This window comes from Halomonas sp. BMC6 (assembly GCF_964204995.1).
GTDB lineage: Bacteria > Pseudomonadota > Gammaproteobacteria > Pseudomonadales > Halomonadaceae > Vreelandella.
In genome coordinates this window covers 2,251,313-2,275,511 of record NZ_CAXNSH010000001.1, presented here as the reverse complement: position 1 = coordinate 2,275,511, position 24,199 = coordinate 2,251,313, and the positions used below count along the sequence as shown (strand labels likewise).

21 protein-coding genes are annotated in these 24,199 nt (G+C 56.0%); 5 read left to right on the top strand and 16 right to left on the bottom strand.

What is annotated here, in order from left to right; all coding sequences use genetic code 11:
• Positions 1 to 108 precede the first annotated feature (108 nt).
• From AB6K10_RS10940 to AB6K10_RS10910, 7 genes are all read right to left on the bottom strand, one after another.
• Positions 109 to 669: a hypothetical protein gene (locus tag AB6K10_RS10940; RefSeq protein ID WP_339118715.1), complete on the bottom strand. Its 561-nt coding sequence runs from the start codon at positions 667 to 669 to the stop codon at positions 109 to 111.
• 109 nt (positions 670 to 778) lie between these two features.
• Entirely contained in the window at positions 779 to 2,935 is a 2,157-nt protein-coding gene (locus AB6K10_RS10935; protein WP_339118714.1) for a TRAP transporter permease, read from the bottom strand.
• Between the two features lie 77 nt (positions 2,936 to 3,012).
• A complete protein-coding gene (locus AB6K10_RS10930; protein ID WP_339118713.1) occupies positions 3,013 to 3,549 on the bottom strand; it encodes a TAXI family TRAP transporter solute-binding subunit in 537 nt (178 codons plus the stop codon).
• A 25-nt stretch (positions 3,550 to 3,574) separates the two neighbouring features.
• Positions 3,575 to 4,662, bottom strand: a protein-coding gene (locus AB6K10_RS10925) for an IS3 family transposase (protein WP_305948193.1) whose coding sequence is annotated in 2 segments (ribosomal slippage) — positions 3,575 to 4,410 and positions 4,410 to 4,662 — 1,089 coding nt in all. Because the reading frame shifts where the segments join, the coding sequence is not laid out codon by codon here.
• A gap of 44 nt (positions 4,663 to 4,706) precedes the next feature.
• Positions 4,707 to 5,189: a TAXI family TRAP transporter solute-binding subunit gene (locus tag AB6K10_RS10920; protein ID WP_339118712.1), complete on the bottom strand. Its 483-nt coding sequence runs from the start codon at positions 5,187 to 5,189 to the stop codon at positions 4,707 to 4,709.
• Between the two features lie 77 nt (positions 5,190 to 5,266).
• The gene (locus tag AB6K10_RS10915) at positions 5,267 to 6,445 is read right to left on the bottom strand and encodes a glycerate kinase (protein ID WP_339118711.1); all 1,179 of its coding nucleotides are present in this window, start codon (positions 6,443 to 6,445) and stop codon (positions 5,267 to 5,269) included.
• 9 nt (positions 6,446 to 6,454) lie between these two features.
• Entirely contained in the window at positions 6,455 to 7,519 is a 1,065-nt protein-coding gene (locus tag AB6K10_RS10910) for a tartrate dehydrogenase (protein WP_339118710.1), read from the bottom strand.
• Between the two features lie 115 nt (positions 7,520 to 7,634).
• On the opposite strand from AB6K10_RS10910, the gene AB6K10_RS10905 reads away from it, so the two are divergent.
• Complete coding sequence (locus AB6K10_RS10905; RefSeq protein ID WP_339118709.1) at positions 7,635 to 8,534, top strand: LysR substrate-binding domain-containing protein; 900 nt, start codon at positions 7,635 to 7,637, stop codon at positions 8,532 to 8,534.
• Positions 8,535 to 8,621: 87 nt separating this feature from the next.
• On the top strand, positions 8,622 to 9,011 hold the full coding sequence (locus AB6K10_RS10900; RefSeq protein WP_339118708.1) for a RidA family protein: 390 nt from the start codon (positions 8,622 to 8,624) through the stop codon (positions 9,009 to 9,011).
• An 83-nt stretch (positions 9,012 to 9,094) separates the two neighbouring features.
• On the opposite strand, the gene AB6K10_RS10895 is transcribed toward AB6K10_RS10900, so the two are convergent.
• The 3 genes from AB6K10_RS10895 to AB6K10_RS10885 all read right to left on the bottom strand — a co-directional run bounded on the left by AB6K10_RS10895 (position 9,095) and on the right by AB6K10_RS10885 (position 13,403).
• A complete protein-coding gene (locus AB6K10_RS10895; protein WP_339118707.1) occupies positions 9,095 to 11,038 on the bottom strand; it encodes a tripartite tricarboxylate transporter permease in 1,944 nt (647 codons plus the stop codon).
• Positions 11,039 to 11,119: 81 nt separating this feature from the next.
• Positions 11,120 to 12,226, bottom strand: coding sequence for a tricarboxylate transporter (locus tag AB6K10_RS10890; RefSeq protein WP_339118706.1), 1,107 nt, complete (start codon positions 12,224 to 12,226; stop codon positions 11,120 to 11,122).
• Positions 12,227 to 12,278: 52 nt separating this feature from the next.
• Positions 12,279 to 13,403, bottom strand: a complete 1,125-nt coding sequence (locus AB6K10_RS10885; RefSeq protein ID WP_339118705.1) for a 4-oxalomesaconate tautomerase — start codon at positions 13,401 to 13,403, stop codon at positions 12,279 to 12,281.
• 148 nt (positions 13,404 to 13,551) lie between these two features.
• Between AB6K10_RS10885 and AB6K10_RS10880 the strand changes: the two genes are divergently transcribed.
• On the top strand, positions 13,552 to 14,457 hold the full coding sequence (locus tag AB6K10_RS10880) for a LysR family transcriptional regulator (RefSeq protein WP_188640235.1): 906 nt from the start codon (positions 13,552 to 13,554) through the stop codon (positions 14,455 to 14,457).
• On the opposite strand, the gene AB6K10_RS10875 is transcribed toward AB6K10_RS10880, so the two are convergent.
• The 4 genes from AB6K10_RS10875 to AB6K10_RS10860 all read right to left on the bottom strand — a co-directional run bounded on the left by AB6K10_RS10875 (position 14,414) and on the right by AB6K10_RS10860 (position 20,606).
• Entirely contained in the window at positions 14,414 to 15,907 is a 1,494-nt protein-coding gene (locus AB6K10_RS10875; protein ID WP_339118704.1) for a cobyric acid synthase, read from the bottom strand. The genes AB6K10_RS10880 and AB6K10_RS10875 overlap by 44 nt on opposite strands.
• Positions 15,908 to 15,916: 9 nt before the next feature.
• Positions 15,917 to 18,109, bottom strand: a complete 2,193-nt coding sequence (locus tag AB6K10_RS10870; protein ID WP_339118703.1) for a S8 family serine peptidase — start codon at positions 18,107 to 18,109, stop codon at positions 15,917 to 15,919.
• A gap of 181 nt (positions 18,110 to 18,290) precedes the next feature.
• On the bottom strand, positions 18,291 to 19,220 hold the full coding sequence (locus AB6K10_RS10865) for an alpha/beta fold hydrolase (RefSeq protein WP_339118702.1): 930 nt from the start codon (positions 19,218 to 19,220) through the stop codon (positions 18,291 to 18,293).
• Between the two features lie 15 nt (positions 19,221 to 19,235).
• Complete coding sequence (locus AB6K10_RS10860; RefSeq protein ID WP_339118701.1) at positions 19,236 to 20,606, bottom strand: cytochrome P450; 1,371 nt, start codon at positions 20,604 to 20,606, stop codon at positions 19,236 to 19,238.
• 215 nt (positions 20,607 to 20,821) lie between these two features.
• Here AB6K10_RS10860 and AB6K10_RS10855 point away from each other — a divergent pair, with 215 nt between their 5' ends.
• The gene (locus AB6K10_RS10855; protein WP_339118700.1) at positions 20,822 to 21,742 is read left to right on the top strand and encodes a glutaminase; all 921 of its coding nucleotides are present in this window, start codon (positions 20,822 to 20,824) and stop codon (positions 21,740 to 21,742) included.
• A gap of 9 nt (positions 21,743 to 21,751) precedes the next feature.
• On the opposite strand, the gene AB6K10_RS10850 is transcribed toward AB6K10_RS10855, so the two are convergent.
• Complete coding sequence (locus AB6K10_RS10850) at positions 21,752 to 22,606, bottom strand: methylated-DNA--[protein]-cysteine S-methyltransferase (RefSeq protein ID WP_339118699.1); 855 nt, start codon at positions 22,604 to 22,606, stop codon at positions 21,752 to 21,754.
• A 168-nt stretch (positions 22,607 to 22,774) separates the two neighbouring features.
• Between AB6K10_RS10850 and AB6K10_RS10845 the strand changes: the two genes are divergently transcribed.
• Positions 22,775 to 23,368 carry a LysE family translocator gene (locus AB6K10_RS10845; RefSeq protein WP_339118698.1) on the top strand — a complete coding sequence of 198 codons (594 nt, stop codon included), beginning with the start codon at positions 22,775 to 22,777 and terminating at the stop codon, positions 23,366 to 23,368.
• On the opposite strand, the gene AB6K10_RS10840 is transcribed toward AB6K10_RS10845, so the two are convergent.
• Positions 23,354 to 24,184: an AraC family transcriptional regulator gene (locus AB6K10_RS10840; protein WP_253018907.1), complete on the bottom strand. Its 831-nt coding sequence runs from the start codon at positions 24,182 to 24,184 to the stop codon at positions 23,354 to 23,356. The two genes, AB6K10_RS10845 and AB6K10_RS10840, sit on opposite strands and share 15 nt — an antisense overlap.
• Positions 24,185 to 24,199: the final 15 nt, after the last annotated feature.

Sequence of the window (24,199 nt, the reverse complement as noted above, 5' to 3'; positions counted from 1 at the left end):
GTTCCTCTTAACCAACGTTGAACGATGGCACTATTTTACCCAGCACCGCTCACCGGATCATGACAACAGCATGGAAGTTGGTTGCAAAAAATGGAACGTCGCGTTGCCTTAAAGCGTCGCAGGCACGTTATTGATCCCGGTTAAAAATGCCTCTTTAGCCTGAGCAAACGCAGCCGCATCGTGTTTAAAACGACGCAAAATCAGCGCTTCATCCAGTGCTAACGTGGGCGATAGCGCCTCAAGGCTTTTGGCAGGATGGCGCGCCGACAGCCCAATATGCTGGCCATTATCCGCTGCGAACCAGCGTTTAAAGCCGCACTGCTGATAGAACGTTTTCTCTTTTTCATTCTGAACATCAATGCGCAGCGGTGCTTTGAGGCTTAGCTCACTGAGTAAACGCGCTTTAGCGCCCTCTGCAAACTCACAGGCATGGGTCACGGTCATGCCCTGGCCCGCTTCATCAAGCACCAGCAGGGCGAGCGCCAGCGGCTTGCCCGCACCGTCTACGCCCGCCAAAAGGCGTGCGCCTTCTTGGGCAAACAGCACATTTTTAGTACCGGTAAACACCACCAGCGGCGTTAGGCCTGCCTGCTGGCCATACACCTCAGCACATAGCTTGGCCAAACACGCATCACGCGGCTCACTCTGACTTACATGGACTACCTTCATAACGCTCTCTCGTTGCGTTCGTTCACCCCGCCACTTCCCTACCTGACAACAAGCGCTGGCGAGCTATAAAAGCCCGCCAGCGTAGAGCAAAGCGCGTGATGACACCAGTTTAACTGGGAGATTTTGCCATTGAACGAGAGGCGACAAGCTGCGTTGTCAGTACGATACTTCCTAACCCAATACCCAATAAATCCGTCATCCAGCCACCGGCGATCATCGCCAGCGCTGCTAATAGAAGAATCAGGCGCTGCAAAACATTCGCGCGTCCACTCATAAAGTAGCCTTGTACCGCCGCCGCCAGCAGGTAAATCCCAATGCTCGCTGTGATCACTACCCGGAGGATTTCCCACCAGTGACCATCCATCAACAGCGCAGGGCTGTAGAAGAACATAAATGGAACAATGAACGCAGATAGCCCGAACTTAAACGATGTCATGGCCGTTTTAAGAGGATCCGTATTGGCAATGGCAGAGGCTGCATAGCCTGCCAAGGCCACTGGCGGGGTAATCGCAGAGAGCACGGCATAATAAAAAACAAAGAAATGGGCCACCAGCGGTGGAATACCAATTTGCTGCAATCCGGGTGCTACCACGGAAGCAGCGACGGCATAGGCGGCTGTCGTAGGCATGCCCATTCCCAGCAAAATGGAAATACACATAGCGAAAAAGAGCGCTAGAAAATGGCTAGCATCAGCAATGCCTAGCAGCATTGAAGCAAACCGCGCGCCAACGCCCGTTAATGAGATAACCCCTACAATAATGCCCGCACAGGCACATACGGCAATCAATGGAACCGCCATACGGGCACCCAAGGAAAGCGCATTAAGCAAGGCTTTAGGTCCCATCCAGTGAGGAGTGAACCAGGAAACCACCGCTGCACTGATCATGGCCAGCGTGCCCGCACGAATGACGGAGTAGCCCATAAATAGCGTGCCAACCAGAATGATGATGGGTAAAAATAGGTAGACCTGCTTCACCATATCTTTAAAAACAGGCAGCTGGTCTTTTGCCAAGCCCTGCATGCCATCTCGACGGGCCTCCAGATCCACCATCAAATAAATAGATAGAAAATAGAGCCCGGCAGGGATTAAAGCGGCAATGGCGATATCGGTATAAGGAATACCGGTAATTTCAGCCATAATAAAGGCACCAGCGCCCATAATGGGCGGTACGATTTGTCCGCCCGTAGACGCGGCCGCCTCAATCCCCCCTGCGCTGCGCGGGTGATACCCCACACGCTTCATGAGCGGAATAGTCAGCGAACCAGTGGCTACCACGTTGCCCGCAGACGTTCCGTTGATCATCCCCATTAAACCAGATGCAAAGACGGCTACTTTGGCAGGCCCACCACGGGAGCGCCCCGCTGCAGCAAAGGCAAAATTGACAAAGTAGTCACCCACCTTGGACGCTTGTAAAAACGCAGCAAAGGTAATGAATAGAATGATATACGTCGACGACACCGCCGTTGTCGGGCCAAGAATCCCATTGTCGGTATAGAGATAGGAAAAGAAGCGCGGTGCGCCATAGCCCTGATGCTCAAGAATGCCAGGCAGTAACGGTCCCGCAAACGCATACACCAAAAACACCCCGGTGATGACAATCAATGCTAGCCCCGCTACACGACGCGTTAACTCCATAATCAACGCAACACCCACAACGGATACCAACAGTTCCGTTTGGCCAACTAGGGGCATTCCGGCCACCATACGCCAGCGGTTAATGACGAAAATCAAGTATGCTGCGACCAAAATGGAAGCCACCATTAGCATCCAGTCCGCCCAATGGATGCGGTTATCGTTACTACGCCACACCCAACTGCTGAGAAGTGCGATTGCTGTCGCTAATGCTAAAGCCATGCTTAAGTGTTGCAAGGGGCCTGCGACTAATGCTGTTCCTTGTATGTCTCGAAGCCACCAAGCATAAATCATACACAGCACTGCGTAACCCAGAGTCATACCACTAGAGACTAACGCTAACCACTCAAGGGCTGAACGTTGGTGAGCTTGGGTCTCTCGTTCAAGCGTCGCAGCGGCGGTTAAAGCAAACCCCACTACTAACCCACCAGCAACGTGAAGGATCCGAAATGTCCACGTCTCGATGGGCGATACATTCAAGGCATATAAGTGCATTGAGGTGAATAAAACACACGCAAGGAAAATAACGCTGCCAGTCATCCCGGACAGCAGTCTTTCGTTATGGGCAACGGGCACATCCGACACACTATCGGTACGGATGATGGGCTGCGCTTCTAGAATATCGTTACTCATGCTGTCCTACCTTCAAGGTCTAGCAAGCCTGGGATGAAGGCGTGCGGGTTTAAACCGCACGCACTATGCCGAGATGATTAACCTTTCAAATCGTCGTCAATCTCTACACCATTCTCTTCAAACCAGCGGACAGCTCCCGGATGCCAGGGAATGAAAGCGTTGTGCTTAGCGTTCTCAGGTAGTGTTTCAATAGCAGCGCCATGTACCTGCATCATCCGGTCGTTATTTTCCATAACCGCCTTTGTCACTTCGTATACCAACGATTCAGGCATGTCTTTATGCGTAATAGCAACGTTCCATAACGACACCGCGGAGGTATCCTCTCCCAAGCTGCTATACACAGAGGCAGGTATCACAGAAGCTGATAACTCTGGGAACTGATCTGCGAACACTGTGATTTCATCGGGAGAAAACGAGAAAATATTGACATCAGCCTGGGCTTCTAACTGACTAAATGCAGACACCGGCATGCCAGAAGCAAAGGCAAACGCATCTAGCAATCCATCCTGTACCTGCCCCGCCTGATCGGCTGCTCCAGCATTACGTGTCTCGACGTCCAAACCTAGGGCCTCGAACAGCTGGGGATAGTACAGATCCCCGGGTAATCCCCCCATTTTTAGCGGGGTTCAAAAGTAGACCTCAGGCCATCATAGCCAACTTCTGTTGAGGGGTAATCCCTCCGAGTCCCATATTGGGTCGTTCGTGATTGTAGTGCCAGAGCCAACGAGTGGCATAATCCTGGACTTCTTCGGTGCTGTCGAATAGATATTGTGCCAGCCAATCGTAACGCACCGTTCGGTTGTAGCGTTCGATATAGGCATTTTGCTGGGGTTTGCCGGGCTGGATAAACGCCAAAGCAATGCCTTGGTTCTCCGCCCAGGTCGCCAGCTTGCCACTGATGTACTCTGGGCCGTTGTCACAGCGAATAGAACGAGGCTTGCCCCGCCATTCGATGATCTGCTCCAGTGATCGGATAACACGCTCTGCCGGAAGCGAGAAGTCCACTTCAATGCCAAGGCCTTCGCGGTTAAAGTCATCGATCACATTCAGCAGCCGGTAACTGCGTCCGTCGTTGAGCTGGTCGTGCATGAAGTCCATCGACCAGCTGTCGTTGATCGTGTCCGGCACAGCCAAAGGCTCCGGCTTTTCACGAACCAGGCGCTTCTTGGGCTTGATGCGCAGATTCAGTTCCAGCTCCCGGTAAATCCGGTACACCCGCTTGTGATTCCAGGCAAAGCCTTTCACATTGCGCAAATGCAGGAAACACAGACCAAAGCCCCAGTTCCGCTGATTATGGGTCAATCGAATCAGCCAGTCGGCAATCTCGGCATTCTCGCTGCTGAGCTTGGCCTGGTAGCGATAGCAGGTCTCGCTGATGCTGAACATCCAACACGCCAGGCGAATGCTGACACGCTTCTCAGTGACGGCCTTCTGCGCCATCTCACGGCGACGAGACGGCTTCACCACTTTTTTTCGATGGCTTCCTTGAGGATGTCAGCCTTCAGCCGTTCTTCGGCATACATCTTCTTGAGCCGGCGGTTTTCATCCTCCAGCTCTTTCAAACGGGCCATCATCGATGCGTCCATTCCGCCGAACTTCGCGCGCCATTTGTAAAAGCTGGCGCTGCTCATGCCGTGCTCACGGCACAGCTCCGGAACCGGGGCGCCGTTCTCGGCTTGCTTCAGGATCGACAGAATCTGGCTGTCGGAAAAACGTGACTTCTTCATGCAGAATCTCCCTGCGTGTAGCTTACGGAAAATTCTACTTTCGATCACCGCTGTTTTTCGGGGGGATTACCCCCGGTTCCACCAGCAGGGCCAATCCCCACCGTTTTGCCATCTAAATCAGCGATGGACTCAATCCCGGAGCTTTCTAGAGCAATCACCTGAAGGGCTGTCTGGTACATCGGAAATACTGCGCGAATGTCAGTATGCTCGACACCTGGAGCCAGGGCACTTTCACCTATCCAAGCTTGGTAAGCAGGCCCCATGGTCACCATTCCGAACTCGTGCTCACCCATTTGCACTAGTGTGACGTTTTGGACTGGCCCACCGGTGACCTCTGCTCCGAAATTGGCGCCAGTCGCTTCACTGGCTATATTTCCCCAACCCGAGCCATAGATATAATAGGTCGCACCTTGGCTACCGGTACCAATCGTTAGACTGTTCGGCCAGTCGCTACGATCATCGGCGAGGGTGCTGCCCGCAACGGCGGTGAATAACGCGCTTGTTAAAAGTGTTGTGAACGTTTGCATAGGAATACTCCATCAATATTGTTGTTGTCACTGTTGCTATGAATGCTGCGTTCGTTAAGTAGATAAGAATCAAGCCATCATGAGTTAGCGTGAGAAAACACCTCCTTGGGTAGGTTGCTTAAGTAATTCACCTTCATTAAGCGCGCCAACGATTCACAGCGATCTTCAATCAGCTTGGCGCTCTGGGCGATGGCATCGGCAAGTAAGACAGGGCCGTCTACCAGTGAAAACGCAGCAGTAACACCCGCTTGATAGGCGTTCTGCCAACCATTCCCTAAACTGCCTGCAATCACCACGACGGGAACACCTTGTACCGCCGCTGCTTTAGAGACGCCAATAGGCGTTTTCCCGGCAAGACTTTGCCCATCTAGCCGACCTTCTCCCGTCACCACCCAGTCGCACTCGTTTAAAAGGAGAGCAAATTGACTGTGCTTCATGACAAGCTCGATACCGGGCGTTAGCTCGGCACCCAACGCAACCTGGGCAGCAAACCCCATTCCCCCGGCCGCGCCCGCACCAGGAAAATCGACCAATGGCTTATCCAGCGCCAGACAAAGACATCGTGCAAAGTTCGCTAATGCGCGATCCAACCTTGTTACCGAGCCAGCTGCGACTCCTTTTTGTGGACCAAAAATCGCGGTGGCCCCGTTTTGACCGAGCAAAGGGTTACTAACATCCACCGCAGCAGTAAATGACACGCTGGCAAGCCTAGGATCTAGCGCATCCAGCGCCACGCGCTGAACCCTTTCCAGTGCGGCGGCTCCTAAAGGCAGGCAGTGGCCCTCTGCATCCAGAAGCTGTGCGCCTAGGGCCGTTAACATGCCTGCACCGGCGTCGTTGGTAGCGCTTCCTCCTAACGTCAGCACAATATGCTGTACCTGTTTATCCAGCGCTGCGCGAATAAGCTGCCCAATACCAAAAGTACTCGCGCACTCAACAGCACCTGGCCTGCTCGCCATATCAGCGCATAGCCCACTTGCCTGCGCCAGCTCAATAAATGCCGTCGCATTCTGCTCATCCCACCCCCACCCCGCCTGATGCTCACGACCATATGCGTCAATGACAGAACGCGTTTGCCGCGTGGCATGACCGCTGACTAACAGAACATCCAATGTTCCTTCTCCACCATCAGCAAGCGGGCATTGAGTAATCTGAGCATCGGGGCAGCCGCGCTTAAAACCACGCGCCATGGCTGCAGCAACTTCAGTCGCGCTAAGCGATCCTTTATAGCTATCTGGCGCTATCAAAATGTTCATGACGATTGCTTACGCCTGGCTTTCAATATCAGAACAAATAGCGAGAGTGACATCGCGGGTAGTAGCCGTACCTCCAAGATCCTTGGTCTGTAATCCTGAAGCCGTTAGACGCTCAATGGCTGCCATAAGACGCTCAGCGGCTAACTGTTCGCCCAGATGCTCCAGCATCATGACCGCGGTCCAGAAAGAACCTACAGGGTTAGCTATGCCCTGCCCCGCAATATCAAAGGCAGAGCCGTGGATGGGCTCAAACATCGAGGGGAACTGACGTTCTGGATTGAGGTTTGCCGTAGGAGCAATCCCTAAGCTGCCTGAAAGCGCAGCGGCTAAATCGGAGAGAATATCGGCATGCAAATTAGTCGCTACCACCACGTCAAGCGTGTCAGGTTTCAACACCATGCGCGTAGTCACCGCATCCACCAACTCACGGTCAATGGAAACATCGGAATACTCTTTGGCCACTTCAAAAAAGATTTCATCCCACAGCACCATACCGTGGCGTTGAGCATTGGATTTAGTAACCAGAGTAAGCTGCTTACGGGGCCGACTTTGGGCCATCTCGAAGGCAAAGCGGTGGATACGCTCGATACCTTTGCGAGAAAAAATCGACACTTCTGTCGCTACTTCGTCCGGTAAACCACGATGAACGCGCCCACCGTTGCCTGAATACTCCCCTTCGCTATTCTCACGAATGATGACCCAATCAATCTTATCGGCATGCTGCAACCGGCTGTTAACGCCTGGTAAAACGCGAGCAGGACGCACATTGGCGTATTGGTCAAACCCCTGACAAATGGCTAACCGCAGTTCCCAAAGTGAAATATGGTCGGGTACTTGCTGGCTGCCTACCGCGCCAAAATAAATGGCATCAAACGTCGCTAATTTTTCAAGGCCATCTTCAGGAATGTACTGGCCTTGATCCAGGTACCGCTGGGAGCTCCAATCAAACTCCTCAAAATTAAAGGTAAAATCACCGCTCTTCTTCGCCAGCGCTTCAAGCACTTTTTTGCCAGCGCCAATTACTTCTGTACCAATACCATCACCAGGAATGACTGCCACGTTATGTGTTCGCATGAGATGCTCCTACTTGTTAAGGGCTTATTGTGTGAACCTGAACGCATCCTAGGTGACATCACCAGACATCAGCAATAAACTCAGAGTTAATTTAGTTTTAACCTGAGAGTTAACAATGAGTAGCGTATCCGAACTCGATTTTTTTATTTTGCTATGCGCTGAAGGCAGTATTTCAAACGCTGCGAAAGCGCTGGATATTTCTTCGGCGGCAGCTAGTAAACGACTAGCTCAAATTGAAAAAAACATGGGTTGTCAGCTAGTTATTCGCTCCACAAGAGCAATGAGTCTCACCAGTAGTGGTCAGCTATATCTTGAATATGCACAGAAAATTAGCCGCGAAATGGACACAATGCGGCGTGCGATTCGCCAGCAGAGCACTGGCGCAGAAGGGACCATACGGATTAACGCTCCGTTTGGTTTTGGACGAAAGTATATAGCAGACGCAATATCTCAGTTTGTCCGAGAATATCCTCAAATTGACTGCCAACTTTACCTAACCGATCACCCAGTCAATCTTATTGAGCGCTCGTTTGATGTGTGTATTCGTTTTGGCAACTTGCCTGACTCCACGCTACATGCCCGCAAGCTAGTGACTCATCAACGCTGGCTATGCGCAGCACCACGCTATTTAAAAAAAGCAGGAACACCCGCGCATCCTCGTGAACTATCTCACCATAACTGTTTGTTTCTGCGCCAAAACGATGATACCTACGGTAATTGGACATTTATCAAAGAGAATGAGCATCAACACGTTAAAGTAGCTGGCTCGCTAAGCGCCAATGATGGTGAAACCGTTTTACACTGGACGCTACAAGGCCTTGGTGTCACGGTACGTGCAGAGTGGGACGTGGTGAAACATGTCAAAACCGGCAAGTTGATTCGCTTATTGCCTGATTACGCTTTACCAAATGCCGATATTTATGCGGTGTATCCATATAGCCAGTACACACCTATCAGGGTGCGGCTGCTCATCGATTTTTTGGCAGAGTATTTGCGTCAGCCACTGATTTTTTGATCATTCAGGCAAATTGAACGACACTGCAAGCCGCAAGTCATAACGTTCAAGGCTGCTTTATTTGAGTCTCATTGCCAAGGAGCGCACATGACACAGTTCATCAACGACCCTACCCTGCCGAAACCCAGCTTTCCGGGTAGCCATATGGTAGTTGACGACCACTATATGTTCATTTCTGGCCTGACGGTGGCCGATCTTTCCAACGGGGAAGCGGCGCGAGGCGATGTTAAAGAGGAGACCCGCCTCGTGATGCGCGAACTCGCGCGCATGCTAGAGCAAGAAGGTGGCAGCCTGGCGGACGTGGTTCGCGTGGATGTTCACCTCACTGACCTAAAACAGATCAATGCGCTAGACAGCATCTACGCCGAATTTTTTGAGCCAGGGCGCTACCCAGCGCGTACTTGTACTGAATCACCCCACATTTGCGGTGGCAGTACCGTGGAGATCACGCTGATGGCGCAGCGCGCCAAGCAATAACGCTTCCTGTTTTGTTGCTATCACTTGAACACAAAAAGCCACTTAAGTGGCTTTTTGTGAGTTCGTCTTTAGCTCGCGCCGTTTTACAGCCCCGCCAACATTCCTGTCGGATAGGTCAGCGTTAGCAGGTTGGCCATCCCCATCAGAAATAGCGTGACGCCCGCCGCCAGCCCCACGGCAGCTACTGGTTTCATCCGTGCCACCACCAGTAAGAACCCTAGGCAAAATACCGCAGCGGCAAATAGGAAGCCCAGCACCATCACACTGCCTATTAATGCGAAGAAACCGGCGACCCAAATCAACTGCTGACTCAATGTCTGCGTTTGCCACTTCATCGGCTTGATGACCGTTCTGATAATTTCCATCACGCACGCCGCGACAATAATGGCAATCGCCAGCCTAGGCATAATGCCACCCAGCATGGAAAGATCCGCAAAGGCCCACCACGTGTACCCCGCCACTGCTAATAGGCTAACCAGCAACACGACATCGATCACGCCCAGTGCCAGCGGAGCCACTTCCTCCTGAAGCTCATGGGTCATGGGTTCATTTGCTTGGCGGCGCTTTTTCAAGTAGCTGCGTAGAGGCGGGAGTAGCAGTGATGCCGCAATCAGAGCACCAATGATCAGCACGCCAGGCCGCATAAAGGCCTCAGTCCCCTGAAACTGGGCAGCTTGATAGAAGTACGCTTCGGCACCGGGCGCGAGCACAAAACCAATCAAGAAGGCAGGACGAGACCAATTCGCCTGCTTGAACAGCACACCAATCGCGCCAATGATACCGAGTGCAAAGAGATCCCCCAGCGAGCGCGTTGCTTGGTAGGCCGCAAAGAGAATCAAGATGGTAATCAGCGGCGCTAAAATCACGAACGGCACTCGCGTTAAGCTAGCCACCGGGCGCGCTAAACCTAAACAGAGCGCAGCGCCTAAGATATTCGCCAGGGCTAACGACCAAATAATGGTGTACGTCAGGTCAAGGTTCGTCTCCAGCATACTCACCCCAGGCTGAAGGCCCAGCAGTAGTAAACCACCTAAAAACACTGCCGCTGTACCAGACCCAGGAATACCAAACAGTAGCGTGGGCACCATCGCGCCGCAGGCACAGGCGTTGTTAGCCGACTCCGGCGCAATCACACCGCGAATATCGCCTTTACCGAATTGTGATTTATCCTTAGCGCTCTGCACCGCATGGCCGTAGGTGAGCCAATCCACCACGGAGCCCGCCAAGCCAGGAACCGTGCCCATCAAGCTGCCAATCCCCGCGCAGCGAGCTACCAGTCCAGGCCGCTTGGCCACATCCTTAACGCCCTCTTTCCAGCCTTTGCCCAATTGGCAGGGCTGCTCGGCAATCGCGCCGCGTTTCACTAATAAATCAATGATTTCAGGCAGTGCAAAAATACCTAACCCCACCACCACTAACGGCAATCCATCGTAGAGGTAGTCAATTTCAAACGGCAGCCGGAACTCCCCGGTGGCGGGTGCCATACCAATGGTACCCACCAGTAAGCCAACGCCGCAGGCAGCAATGCCTTTAAAAACATCCTTACCAGACAGCACCGCCACCATGGAGAGCCCCAGAAGCGTCAACATAAACAGCTCTGAGGAAGAGAACGAGAGTACAACCGGCCGTGCAATCAGGATAAAGGCGGTCAGCACAAGCGCACCGATAAGACCACCGATCATTGACGACAAAAACGCGCTAGACAGCGCTCGTGCCGCCTGCCCTTTTTTCGCCAGCGCAAAGCCGTCCACAACGGTGGCCTGGGAAGCGCTAGAGCCCGGGATGCCAAGCAGTACCGAGGCAAACGTATCGCCCGTGGGGATCACCGCCACTAGACCCATGAGCATGCCCAGAGCCACAGACGGCTCCATGCCATAGAGAAAGGGCAACAGCAGCGACATACCCGCAATGCCACCAAGCCCAGGAATGATCCCCACAATTAGACCGATGAGGACACCAATCACCATGTACAGCATATGGGGAACAGTAAACAACTGCCCCAAACTGGAAAATAAGACATCTGTCATTGTCTTGGCTCTTATGTTGTTTAATGTAAGGGAGCCCAAAGGCACTGCCTCAGCCGTGCCTTTTTAGTGTTAACTGGCGTGTTAAATACGGGCGCCGTGCTGCTCTAGCAGCCACTCCACCAGCCACTGGCGTGTGGCATCATCCAGCGACATGGCATCCTGCAGATGCTGCTCGACGACCTCACCGACCACCGGCGTGTAGGGGCCAAGCTGGGCCATGGCGGCTTCTTTGAACGCTTCCGTATCCACAAAACGGCGCGCCGCGTCGCGATACTCCTGAATCAGCGCTTCTGGCGCATCGTTTGGCAGTAAGATCAATTTTTGCAGCGTAAACCCTGAGGCAAAGAACTTACGATACGCCTCGGCACCTGGGCCGCTGGGTGCTTCACCATGCAGGTTTTCATACACTTCGTTGAAGGTCGGCAAGTCTGGGAAAGCAGGATCACGCACGATCTCGCCGCTATCGTTCAGCACGCCTAGCGAAAACAGCGGCACCGCTCGTCCGCTCTCAACCAGTGGTTCTACGCTGCTGAAATAGGCAGAAGTGGTTTGGAAGTCGATATCAGCCTCGCCACGCTCAAAGGCTAACCGCCCTTCTCCACGGCTACGCATGCCCGACACGGCCTGCACATCGGCCCCCAGCAAATCAAGCGCAATTAGTACTGGTAGCTCTAGCCCGGTATGGCTCTGCGCGGCAAACTTAACGCGCTGGTTAGTTACTGCGTTCAGCACCTCCTCTGCGCTATCGCCTAGGCCAGGCTGGGCATAAACCACGCCGCCGGTGGGCGTGGCTAGAATCGGCGTCCAATCATCGTAGCTATAGCGCACACGGCGGTCTTGCAGCATGGCAGGGTATTGAGTGGAGGCAGAGGTGCCGATCCACTGGCTGCCATCCGAGTCCGCTCGCATAGCAAACAAATTGCTGCCATTGATAGAGCCGCCGCCGGGTACGTTATCGATGACCAGCGTCGGGTTGCCTTCAATATGGTCACTCATCCAGGTGGTGAAGAAGCGTGCCCATACGTCGGTTCCTCCGCCTACACCAAAGGGAATGGTCCAGCGAATGGTGTCAGGCACGTTCACATCGTCAGCTTGAGCATTCACACTGATAGCGCCTAGCGTGGAACAAGCAACGACCAGTAGCGCTTTCTTGAACGTTTTAAACGGAGTGTTCTTCAGGGTGGTCATGGCGATACTCCTGTTATTGATTATTGTCGGTTAGTTATTTTGGTAGCGTTATTTAATCAACGGTTTCGATGGCGTGATGCCCCACTTCCTTTGGCGGGGTCGCGTAAAAAATTTGCCCGCTCATAATTTTGCGAGCCGTTCGAATGAGCGACACGCGCGCTAGATCAAAAGCATTCTGCTGGCGATATTCCGCCGTTAGCTCAATAGAACCAGAAGGATGCTCTAATGTAATCTGTGATAACAGCTGCCCGGCAGAAAGCTTCTGAGTGCTTATGGCCATGTGATTGGCTACCGAGCCGGGCAAGTTAGTCGCCGCCGCCACGGCCATCGCCCCTGTCACGGCAATCGCTTTATGGCAGCGATGGGGCACAAAATAGCGCACATTCAGCGTGTGAGATGCCGCTTCAGCCTCTGAAATCAGCACCACCTTGGGCAGCACGCTCTGGCTCACATCGCCCATTCCCATCCGCCGCCCTGCTTCACGGCGCAGGGTTTCTAAGCGGGTTAACAAGGCCGCGTTATTATCCAACTCCGCAGGCGCTTCATGGCCAGTTAGCCCCACCGACTCCGCGCGCAGCAGCATAATCGGGGTGGCGGCATCAATACAGCTCACTTCGACACCTTCGATCTCATCGCAGGCATTTCCCGTGGGTAACAGCTGGCCCGTTTTACTGCCCATGATGTCTAAAAAGCTAAGCTGGATGCCCGCCGCACTGCCAGGAACGCCGCTAATGGTGACGCTGCCTTCGTACTGCACCTGCTTACCTGGCGTGGGTACATGGCACTCAATCAGCCGCTGGGTGTTCAGGTTATGCACCTTCACCACGGTCGTACCGTCTTGCGGTTCCACCAACCCTGTTTCAATAGCGTAGGGCCCAACGGCAGAGAGCATGTTGCCGCAGTTCGGGTTAAAGTCGACGCGCTTGTTCACTACGTCCACCTGAGCAAACAGGTAGTCAACGTCGGCATCCGGGTGTGACGAGCGCTCCACAATGGCCACTTTGCTGGTGAGCGGGTCGCCCCCTCCAATACCATCAATCTGTAGCGCATGCCCGGAGCCCATCAGGCTAAGCAGAATATCAGCCTGCTGAGCCTGATCACTGGGCAGGTCTTTCATGCGAATAAAGGGGCCTCGAGAGGTGCCGCCCCGCATAATGACACAAGGAATGCTGTTCATATCGCTCCGCCATAGTTCGCGATGACTGTATGAACGGAGAATGTCAGCCAATGTTTAATGTCTCAAATGCAAATATGGATTGCTATAAATCCGTTTTGTGCATTAATGTGTTTTGGTTATGAATCCAACTTTTTAGCGCAACAATCCTATGCTGCATAGACTCGAATTTCTTGACCTCCAGGCCTTCATTTTGGTCGCTGAATTGGGCACCTTTCATGAGGCTGCCCAGCGCCTGCATTTGTCGCAGCCAGCACTCACTCGGCGTATCCAAAAACTCGAAGAACTCCTTGAAGTTGAACTACTTGAGCGAACCACACGGCGTACTCGGCTAACGCCGATTGGGGCCGATTTTCTGCCCCGCGCCAGACGCATGCTAGAGGAGTACGAGTCCTCCATCTTAGGCATTCGCGAGCTCGTCACCCACCAAAAAGGCACGGTGACGATTGCCTGCCTGCCCACGGCGGCCTTCTACTTTTTGCCTAGTGTCATTCGCGTGTTTAGCGAGGCGTGGCCGGGCATTCGCATCCGGATTTTGGATGTCAGCGCTAACGAGGGGCTGGAAAAAGTCATTAATGGCGAGGCGGATTTCGGCATCAACATGATCAGCGCGCAAAGCTCGGAGGTGCGCTTTACCCCGCTGCTGCGAGATCCGTTTGTCCTGGCACTGCGCTCGGACCACCCGCTGGCCAGCAAAAAGCAGATCGAGTGGAGCGATTTAGAGGATGTGCGGCTCATCACCGTGAGCCGCGATAGTGGCAACCGCACGCTGCTAGATAACGCGCTTTCAGCAGAGGGTATCCACCTCAACAGCTTTTACGAGGTGCAGCACCTTTCGACTTCGTTGGGGCTGGTGGAGTCGGGCCTTGGCGTGGCTATTTTGCCGCGCATGACCATGCCCGGCCCGGACCACGACACGCTCTGCTCTCGCGACTTACCCGAGCCACGCATTCAGCGCTCGATTGGCTTGGTACGCAGCAACTCGCACAGCTTATCCAGCACGGCGCAGCTGTTTATCGATCTTCTGTTAGAGCACTGGGGCAAAGAGGCTGTTTAGCAGCGCTTGAAGACGCAATGAGCGCCAGGATCGCGTCAATATCCAGGTGCGCTTCTAGCGTATCGGCCAAGCGCTCCAAGGCTTGTTCGCGGTGGGCGTTGTAATCGACGCTGCCTGCCTTGGCTAGGCCAAGCTTGGTGAGTAGCGCTTGGCAGGCTTCTGGATGATCAAACAGGCCGTGTAGGTAAGTGCCCATCACTTGGCCGTCCTCGCTGATGGCCCCATCCAAGTGGGTGCCTACATCGAAAAGTGGCCTGCTCAGAGCTGGGCCTTCGCTAACGCCGTTGTGGATCTCGTATCCCTCTACCTTTGCTTCTTCGCCCATCAACACGCCGCTCACGTTGCGCAGCTGCTTGCCGGGCACCATGCGCGTGGTCAGCGGTAATAGCCCCAACCCGGCGATTTTTCCGGGGGCACCTTCCAGCCCGTCGGGGTCATCCACCCACTCCCCCAACATTTGAAAGCCGCCGCAAATGCCCAGCACTTTGCCGCCGTAGCGCAGGTGACGGGTAATCGCCGCGTCCCAGCCCTGGCGCTTTAACCAGGCTAAGTCGCTGGCGGTGCTTTTACTGCCGGGAAGTACGATCACATCAGCAGGGGGAATGGGCTGGCCGATAAAACTAAGCGATACCTGCGGGTGCAGGCGCAGCGGATCGAAATCGGTGTGGTTACTGATGCGCGGCAGTGCGGGCACGATGACCTTGAGCGTTTGGCTCTCTTTCTCCGCCTGCACGGTGCCGATGCTATCTTCGGCATCCAGCAGCAGACCTTGAAGATACGGCAGCGTGCCCAGCACCGGCTTTTGGGTGCGAGCTTCCAACCACTCTAGCCCTGGTTCTAGCAGCGCAATATCGCCCCGAAAACGGTTGATGATAAAGCCTTTGGTGCGGGCCTGTTCGCTGTCACTCAGTAGCGCCAGCGTCCCGACCAATTGAGCAAACACGCCGCCGCGGTCAATATCGCCCACCAGCAGTACCGGACAGTCAGCGGCTTCGGCAAAGCCCATGTTGGCAATATCCCCTTTGCGCAGGTTGATTTCCGCCGGGCTGCCTGCGCCTTCGGCAATAATCACATCATAGCGCTGCTCTAACGCTTGCCACGCTGCCATCACGCTCTCTTGGGCGGTGCGTTTGAAGGCGTGGTAGTCCAGCGCGTCCATATGGCCGTACACCTTGCCACGCAGAATCACCTGGGCACCCCGGTCGGTTTCTGGCTTTAGCAGTACCGGGTTCATATCGCTATGGGGAGTAACGCCCGCCGCCTGGGCCTGAAGCGCGGTGGAGCGGCCAATCTCGCCGCCATCGCTGGTCACCGCGCTGTTTAGCGCCATGTTTTGCGGCTTAAACGGGGCCACCGAGATACCCCGGCGCTTGAGAACGCGGCAAAGCCCGGCCACCATGGTGCTTTTGCCCGCATCCGAGGTGGTGCCTTGAATCATTAGTGTGGTCATGCACGCCTCTTACCAAGCGTAGGTGTAGTTCACCATGGCCGCTGAGTCGCTCGGTGCGTCAGCATCGTGGCCCGGCTCTCGGGTATGCAGCAGATTGAACTGCCACTGGCTACGCTCACTGGCCGCAAACCCATAGCCCAGTTCGATATCGAGCTGACGACCCGACGGCTCTAGAGACGCGCTGCGCGTTTCACGCACCACGCTGCCATCCAAGCGGCGCCCTACGGGCACATCGAAGCTCGCCGTGGCGCTGTCTATACGCAGCGGCTGGCGCAGGGTGAGCGCCCAGCGCTCGGCGCGCTCGCCTTCTCCTTGCCACTGCAACCCCAGGGCCATTTGCTGGGCGCGCATGCCGTTCACGCTGGTCAGCAGGCCGCTGCCCGACGCGCTGCCCTGTCCCTGCTCAAATTCGGCAAAACCGCGAAAGCCATCCATCTGGGCCTGCAAGCTAACGCCCGTAAAACGCATCAGGTTATCGTCGCCCAAACCTAGCGCGCCGTTGCCGTTAGCGCCCAATAGGCCCTGCTGCTCGGTAAGCTGGCCGACATAGCTATCGATACTCAGCCCTGGAGCAATTTGCCATGCCAAACCTACGTCTGAGCGCTGCGCTTGATAGTCGCTGGCCGCATCGTCAGCCACATCACCGGCCCAATGGGAGGCCGTCATGCTGAGTCGTTCACCCAGCGCATAGCGGGTTTCTACGCCATCAACACGCTCGAAGGCATGGGTGAGCGCTGACCCTGCTTGAAACGAGATCATCGGCATCACGCCTAGCTCGGCGTAGCTGCCCATGGGGCTGGGCTGGTCGCCCGAAAAACGAAAGGCGCTGAGCTGGGCGTTGCCAAAGGTGCCGTCAAAGCGGCTGGCCAGCAGCTCACCGTAGGCCGTGCTGCTGGTGGAGAAACGATAGTTGCCTTCATTCGCCGTCTGAGTAGTGGCGTACAATGGGGAGGCGCTTGCCATCTGCTGCATCTGATCGCGAAGCTGCGTGGCCCGCGCGGTGCGGGGCTGCGTATTGCGCCCTAAATCAATGGCGTAATCTCGGCCCAGCGCGTCAAAGGCCACCACGTTCTCTAACACGCCGGACGCTGCGACCGCATCGCCATAGGCATCAGAAAGCTGCAGGTAAGAGACATCCGCCAGCGCGCCACCGTCGTCCACTCGCTGGCTTTGACTAACGACCAGATCGCCTTCCGGGGCCAGAGCAGCGTCAATATCGGCAGTGCCTTGGCCCAAGTAGAACGCGCCACAGTTCAACGTGCCGCTCGCGCCGCAGTTACTTTGCTGGAACAGAGCGCTCTCCTGGCTTGCCGTATCTAACAGCCGCTGGCTCGCCTGCTGTGCCGTGAGGTGCGGCCACTGCCCTACAATGCCTGCGGCATACTCTGAAATGCGTGCGGCGGAAATCGACGTGCCCTGTGCGCCCACGTCGCGGTTCGCGAAGTCGGTGCCAATCGAGCGCGCCTGCAGCTGCGCATCGTCACCGGGATAGCTGCTCGATGGATGAATATCACCATTGGTCGTCGTGCCAACGGCGATTAGCATCATTTCGTACAGCCCAGGCTGGCTGGCATAGATCGGCTTGCCTTGCGTATCGATAGCGCTGCCCGTATTGCCAGCACTCACCACGTAGATTGCGCCTTTGCCGCCGTTGGCATCCACTACGCGCTGATACGACGTCGCCGAGGTCACCCCATTGAACGTGAGCCGAGGGTCGCTGGCTTCCAAACGGCGGGAAAAACTGGCGTTGATAACCCGTGCCCCGCGGTTAGCGGCTTCACCAATGGCGTAGTCCAGAGCGTTATTTAACGTCGCCCCCTGGCTATCTTCTATTTTCAAGAGATCCAGGCGAGCATTGCCCAATGTGCCGCCCGTGATGGTAGAAGTGACGGCGTTGCCGTGCCACTCATCCACCCCACTAACGTCGGCGGAGCCGGTGTACACGTCCAAGCGGTCAATCACCCGCTCACTATTGGTGATAGTGGCAACATCGAACGCGCTATCCGCCACCGCCACTCTCACCAAACCCGGCTCAAGCGGTGTGGGGGTTTGGCTGGCCCCGACACCCGGGGAAGCGCCGCTAGGGGTATGCACGCCCTGGCTGCTATCTCTCCCGCCGCCGCCACTGGAACCACATCCTGATATTGTCAGAGTGCCCAGCGCTATCCCTACCGCCAGGAAGAGAGGGCGCCGTTCAAACATGGCGGCAGCCCTGCGTATGGGTATGGCGTTGCATAGAGTGACTCGCTTGCACTAATGGCGTTGGAAAACTGATGTAGAAATTCAGTTAGAAAGCTCAGTTAAAAACCCAGTTAAAAAACTAGGAAAGGCAACGGCATTAAATACTGAGGAAAGCCCCCTCGCAAGTCGTATAAAGCTCATGTCATAGGCCGTGGGTCTCTGCCCAGAGGGCGATACGCTGAGCAGCGGTAGTACTCACCACGATATCCAGATGCGACACGCCAGCGATGAATGCAAACTCTGACTGAGACGCATGAGGGTGAATGGTAGGCTCGAACTGCTTGGCGTAAAACGCCTCGTCTCTATCCCCCACCAGCACCAGAATGGGCGCGCGAATGTTGGCAAGGTCCGCTTTGTAGTCTGCCGTCCCAAAGCTCTCCATCATGCGGTAGGTGTAGCTGCGGGTTTCAGAGCCAGTGCGATACGCCAGCGGCAGGTTGAACCGCAGCACCGGCCAGTGATTGAAGCGAGTAACGCGCAGCTGATTCAGCAGCGCCAGCGGTACGATGCGCCATAGGTTCGGCTTGGCCCACCCCGCTTTTTTACGCACCGTGGCGGCGTTGTAAGCTAAAAACGGCGCCAACAGCACCACACCCGCTAAGTTGCCCGCCTGCTTGCCCGCCGCAAAGCGCAGCGCCAACCCGCCGCCGGAAGAGTGCCCGCCAATCACCACACGTTCATGGGGCGCGTGTTCATGCTTCGCGTGCTCGATCAGATCGGCCAGGTCGTCCTCTAACTGGCCGATGTAATCTACGTCACCCCGCCGCATAGGATTTGGCCCGTGGCCGCGTAAATCGGGGGTAAGGACATCGAAGCCAGCCGATGTCGCTAGGTACTCTGCCATGGGAGCCAAATAGTGGCTGCTGGCCGATGAGCCGTGTAGCAGCACCAACAATGAAGGCGGCGCGGCCTGCTCGTTGACAGAGGCGCGGCGGGCGGGATAGTACCGATAATTCAACGTACCGCCATCTCGTGCCGTATAGCATCGCAGCGGCGGAATATCGGCCTCCGCCGGCAGAATATTCACCAGCACATCGAAACGTAAACCGGTCGTAGGCTGAGCGTGTGGCATCGCGTGGTCTCCTTCTTACGCCGTGGCATCACTTTCAACGGAATGACGCTCCAGCCGAAAGCGCACATGGAACGGGCTAAGTAACCCCGGCATCGGCGCTTCGCCGGACAGCTTGTCGGGGGGATGCAGCGCCCAGCGCGCACGCCGAAGAAGCGCAGCGAGCAATCGGCTAGTGACGAGCAGCACGATGTGCCTGCCGGGGCACACCCCTGGCCCGGCGCTGAACGGCACCAAAGGCCAACGCCCTGCACCGTCCGGGCGCAACCACATCTCTGGCAGGAACCGATGGGCAGCGTGCAGGTAGCGCTCGTCGCGATGAAAATAGGGCGTGTGAATCAACAGCGACGTGTTGGCCGGCATTTCTCCCTGCTTCCACTGAGTCGCCTGGGTGGTCTGCCTTAAAATCAGCGGCGTGGTGGGCCATAACCGCAGCGCCTCTAGCACGCTCGCCTTGAGCCGATCCATGGAAGGCGGCGAAGCATCATTTACCTCGTCGAGCGCGCTGGCCGCATACTCAGGATGCGCGCACAAGAGCGCCAGCGCTCGAAACGTCGCCATACCGGCGGGATCAAACGCAAACAGCCATTGCGGCACTTGCTGCAGCGGCGCCGAGTCGCTATTCGCCTCTTGGTTCGTATGATGAGCGAGCATAGCCATCAGACTATGTGGCTCGGCCTGCTGGTAGTAAAACGCCAAGTGTCGCTCGAACCGCTGCTGCAAGCGCTTGCGCTTGGGGCGCATGAAACCCCAGTTGGCGGCCTTGCGCAGCCGTACTAATTCGCGGGTGACCGTCTGGTCATCCCGTGCGCTATCGCCCAGCACCACACGCCGCACGATACGCTCCCAAGCGTGTTGAAAGGTCGGCCAATCCAGCTCATCGAACCGTGTCTGGGTGCGGGCCACGAGCGCCTCGGCTTCCTCTTCGACCACCTGGGCGAACGCATCGGCAAACAGGTGATGCGGGCAGTCGCTCTGCAACACTCGCTCGTTTAAGTGGCGACGCGTTTGGCGTACTTCACCGTGGGACACGAGCGACATCTTGGGCTCGAAATGACCGAGCGCGCTGCGCTTAAGCGCTTCATTCGTCGCGAACGGTTCCGGCGTGTGCGCCAACACATGGTTGGCATCGGCAGGGTCGAGGACCACCGCCATCCTCTTTGTAGGCACGTTCAGCATGAGCGGGCCACGGCCATACTTTTTACTGAGCGCTTGAAGCTGCCGAATGCCTTTGGCATCCAGCCCGAAGCGCTCCACCACCCCGACGACGTTCGGTCGGCGGCGAATGACCCCTTTTGCCACGTTAGGGGCCATGACTTGGCTGATAATGGCAATGGTCTCCCTGAGCGTTGCAGTCGGCAACGCCTCAGGGGTGGATGTCCTATCCATTCCTGCTCCTTGAGTGATACGGCTATCGTGACAGTCTAGAGCCCACCCCAGCAGACGCAAGGAAATCACCGAGACCTTTTGCAACAAACACTTAAATCAAGCTAGGCGTTAATTTAGTTAGCGTTATGGGCCATGCCGTAAAGGGTATGCCAGCAGACAGCTTGGGTATTTTCCGCTAGGGTAGCGGCTCCCGCCACCAACCGATTACGCCCGATATGCAAGAGATACTGAACGAGATAGTCGCCGAGCTTGCGCAAGAGACCGAGCGCGGCAACGTGGCCGACTACATTCCGCAGCTAGCCCACGTAGACCCCAGCCAATTCGCCATTAGCTTGGCCACGGTCGAGGGCGAGCGCTTTTCAGCGGGCTGCGCGACCACGCCCTTCTCGATTCAGAGTATTTCCAAGGTATTTACTTTGACCATTGCGCTAGGCAAATGGGGCGATGGGCTGTGGTCGAAAGTAGGTCGCGAGCCTTCCGGCGACCCGTTCAACTCCATCGTTCAGCTAGAGCACGAGAGCGGCAAACCGCGTAACCCGTTCATCAATGCCGGGGCCATTGCGGTGGTGGATGCCATCATGATGGGCCACGAACCCAAAGAGACCCTGGCGGAAATTTTGAGCTTCGTGCGCTACATCGCCGACGACAACAGCATCTGTTTTGATCATCAAGTTGCCGCGTCGGAAATGGAGCACAAAGACCGCAATGCCTCGCTGGCCCACTTTATGAAAGCCTTTGGGCGGCTGCGACACGATGTCGATAAAGTGCTGGGCACCTACTTTCACCAGTGCGCCATCGCCATGAGCAGCGACCAGCTTGCCCACGCGGGGCTATTCCTGGCTTCCGATGGGGTCAACCGCCCTAGCAACCTACGGGTGGTATCACCCCAGCGGGCGCGGCGGATCAACTCGCTCATGATGATGTGCGGTCACTACGATGCCTCGGGGGAGTTCGCCTTCCGCGTGGGCCTGCCGGGCAAAAGCGGCGTGGGTGGCGGTATTTTAGCCATCGCGCCGGGGCGTGGTTCGCTCGCTGCGTGGTCGCCTGGGTTAGATCACTATGGCAACAGCCTGCTAGGGGCGCGGGCGCTGGAGATGTTCGTGCAGCGCACCGGCTGGTCTGTGTTTGGTCACTAGGCTTGGGCACTAGCTCCGAGCGCTCTCTTGCGATTCAAGGTGCTGGGCGGCTTCCCAGGCCTGCACTTGGCGTTTCACCTCAAGCCCCCAGCGGTAGCCGCCGAGCGCGCCGCTTTGTTGAATCACCCGGTGGCAAGGAATCCACAGCGCCACCGGGTTCGCACCTACCGCGTTCCCCACCGCCCGCGACGATTTCGGTGCCCCCAGTAGCTGGGCAATATGCGAGTAGCTAGCTAGCTGGCCATCAGGAATCATCAGCAGCGCTCGCCACACGTTCAGCTGAAAATTGGTGCCACGCACATGCAACGAGAGCGCCCCAGGCGCAGCGTTGTTCCTTGGCTCGAACAGTGCTTCAACCGCATAACGGGTGGCATCTGGCTGGTGGCGTAGCGTGCTGCGCGGCCACTCGGCGGCTATCAGAGCGAGAATATCCGCCTCGGGTGTAGCGGCCAGAAAGCCCATCCGGCAAATGCCCCTAGGCGTGGTGGCCACCAGCACCTCGCCAAACGGCGTGGGGTGAATGCCGTAAGCAATCTCCACGCCCTCCCCTTGGCGCTTGAACTCCCCAGGTGTCACCGCTTCCAGCGTGACAAAATGGTCATAAAGCCGCGAGCCGCCGCTCAACCCCAGCGCCTGGGCGGTATCGGTAAGGCTCTGGGCAGAGGCAATCAACTGCTTACCCCGCGCCAGCGTCAACGCCTGTAAAAAGCGCTTTGGGCTAACGCCTGCGTAGCGACAAAACAGCCGCTGAAAATGGAACGCACTTAAGTGCACCTGCGCCGCGACCGTGTCTAAACTTGGCTGCTGGGCAGCATTCGCCACCATAAAGGCCATGGCTTTTTCGATGCGGGCGTAGTCGTTCATTGCTTCTATCTCACGGGGAAAGTGACGGGATCGCGTGCATGATCATGCAAGCTTACTCAGCTAAAGCGCCAAACCCCACCCGAATCTTGCGCAAATCACACATCAATTTTGTGCAATACGCCGAATGTGACTCATCGCACACTGCGCACTCCCTTCAGGAGGATCATCATGAGCACATCGTTACTGTTACCTATGTCTGCCTTTGCCCTTGCTGCGTCTATTTCACCTGGGCCGGTGAATATCGTTTGTCTGAGCAACGGCACGCACTACCCCGTGCACAAAGGGCTCACGTTTGTTACAGGGGCAACCTTAGGCTTTATCGTACTGTTTCTCGGCATTGGCGCGGGCCTCTACTCGCTGCTCCATGTGATGCCATGGCTGGAGGAGGCACTGAAGTGGGCAGGCATCGTGTTCTTACTCTATCTCAGCGTTCGCCTGATACAACACGATGGCCGCCTGGGGGAATATAACCCACATAGAGCCCCTGGCTTTTTTACAGGGGCTGCGATGCAGTGGCTAAACCCAAAAGCGTGGCTGGCCTCGGCGGCGGGCATTGGCGCGTACACCAACGGCAACGATCCTTATCTCATCGGTCTGTTTGCGGCTCTTTATCTGCCTATTTGCTGGTTCTCGCTGGCAAGCTGGGTCTACGCAGGAGCGTTTCTCAAGCGCTACATGCAACGCCCCATTGTGCTCCTGACGATCAACCGTAGTTTGGCAGTAGGCTTGGTAGGCAGTGCGATATTTCTACTTTTTGAGTAACGGTACGCGATATTGATTCGGCGTGGCCGCGACCAGCCGTTTGAAGGTGCGCTGAAAATGAGGCTGATCGTTAAACCCCGCCGTTAGCGCCGCCTCGACAATCGGCTGGCCCTGCCTTAACGCCGCCTGCCCTAATTGAATACGCTGATTAATCAAATAGGCATGGGGCGTTAAGCCGTAATGCTGCTTGAACGCTCGAATCAAGTGCCCTGCGCTGTACCCCGTTTGCTGGGATAACGCCTCCAGCGAAATAGCGTGGGCACAATGCGTGCGCAAATACTCGGCCACTCGGGCCAGCAGCTCAGGCGTCGGCGATGGGGCCAGGGGTGGCTCCTTCGCCAGCTCGGTCATCAGCGTGGTCAGATACGCGGTGAGCACCTGCCGCTTCTGATCGATCGCGACGCGTTCATCCAACAAACAGTCGGCCATTTCACAAAACGGGTGGTAGAGACTCGGCTGGCGGATGACCGCCGTCGCGATATCTTGCCAGTGTGGGGAGGGCAACAAGCCAAGCCGATAACGCAGCGCGCTCATCCAGCGGGTATCCACGTAGAGCATTCGATACGCCCAAGGTTGGTTGGCCACGGGATTACAGGCATGCACCCAGTGTGGGTTCATCATGACCACGTCACCGGCGCTGATCGGATGCGATGCATCGCGATACATAAAGGTACTGACACCGGCGGTCACCGCCCCCACGGACCAGTGCGCATGACTGTGCGGGGCGTAGCACACCTGTCGCGCATCCTTTATCTCGCGCAGCTCGACATGGGGCATACGCGCATCGCGCCAGAAAATAGGCCGTGCATCCTTCATCGAATTATCGAGTTC

Excerpts from the sequence above, each read along its gene's own strand:
- AB6K10_RS10940 (WP_339118715.1), bottom strand. The coding sequence starts at position 669 with ATGAAGGTAGTCCATGTAAGTCAGAGTGAGCCGCGTGATGCGTGTTTG.
- AB6K10_RS10935 (WP_339118714.1), bottom strand. The coding sequence starts at position 2,935 with ATGAGTAACGATATTCTAGAAGCGCAGCCCATCATCCGTACCGATAGT.
- AB6K10_RS10930 (WP_339118713.1), bottom strand. The coding sequence starts at position 3,549 with ATGGGGGGATTACCCGGGGATCTGTACTATCCCCAGCTGTTCGAGGCC.
- AB6K10_RS10920 (WP_339118712.1), bottom strand. The coding sequence starts at position 5,189 with ATGCAAACGTTCACAACACTTTTAACAAGCGCGTTATTCACCGCCGTT.
- AB6K10_RS10915 (WP_339118711.1), bottom strand. The coding sequence starts at position 6,445 with ATGAACATTTTGATAGCGCCAGATAGCTATAAAGGATCGCTTAGCGCG.
- AB6K10_RS10910 (WP_339118710.1), bottom strand. The coding sequence starts at position 7,519 with ATGCGAACACATAACGTGGCAGTCATTCCTGGTGATGGTATTGGTACA.
- AB6K10_RS10905 (WP_339118709.1), top strand. The coding sequence starts at position 7,635 with ATGAGTAGCGTATCCGAACTCGATTTTTTTATTTTGCTATGCGCTGAA.
- AB6K10_RS10900 (WP_339118708.1), top strand. The coding sequence starts at position 8,622 with ATGACACAGTTCATCAACGACCCTACCCTGCCGAAACCCAGCTTTCCG.
- AB6K10_RS10895 (WP_339118707.1), bottom strand. The coding sequence starts at position 11,038 with ATGACAGATGTCTTATTTTCCAGTTTGGGGCAGTTGTTTACTGTTCCC.
- AB6K10_RS10890 (WP_339118706.1), bottom strand. The coding sequence starts at position 12,226 with ATGACCACCCTGAAGAACACTCCGTTTAAAACGTTCAAGAAAGCGCTA.
- AB6K10_RS10885 (WP_339118705.1), bottom strand. The coding sequence starts at position 13,403 with ATGAACAGCATTCCTTGTGTCATTATGCGGGGCGGCACCTCTCGAGGC.
- AB6K10_RS10880 (WP_188640235.1), top strand. The coding sequence starts at position 13,552 with ATGCTGCATAGACTCGAATTTCTTGACCTCCAGGCCTTCATTTTGGTC.
- AB6K10_RS10875 (WP_339118704.1), bottom strand. The coding sequence starts at position 15,907 with ATGACCACACTAATGATTCAAGGCACCACCTCGGATGCGGGCAAAAGC.
- AB6K10_RS10870 (WP_339118703.1), bottom strand. The coding sequence starts at position 18,109 with ATGTTTGAACGGCGCCCTCTCTTCCTGGCGGTAGGGATAGCGCTGGGC.
- AB6K10_RS10865 (WP_339118702.1), bottom strand. The coding sequence starts at position 19,220 with ATGCCACACGCTCAGCCTACGACCGGTTTACGTTTCGATGTGCTGGTG.
- AB6K10_RS10860 (WP_339118701.1), bottom strand. The coding sequence starts at position 20,606 with ATGGATAGGACATCCACCCCTGAGGCGTTGCCGACTGCAACGCTCAGG.
- AB6K10_RS10855 (WP_339118700.1), top strand. The coding sequence starts at position 20,822 with ATGCAAGAGATACTGAACGAGATAGTCGCCGAGCTTGCGCAAGAGACC.
- AB6K10_RS10850 (WP_339118699.1), bottom strand. The coding sequence starts at position 22,606 with ATGAACGACTACGCCCGCATCGAAAAAGCCATGGCCTTTATGGTGGCG.
- AB6K10_RS10845 (WP_339118698.1), top strand. The coding sequence starts at position 22,775 with ATGAGCACATCGTTACTGTTACCTATGTCTGCCTTTGCCCTTGCTGCG.
- AB6K10_RS10840 (WP_253018907.1), bottom strand. The coding sequence starts at position 24,184 with ATGAAGGATGCACGGCCTATTTTCTGGCGCGATGCGCGTATGCCCCAT.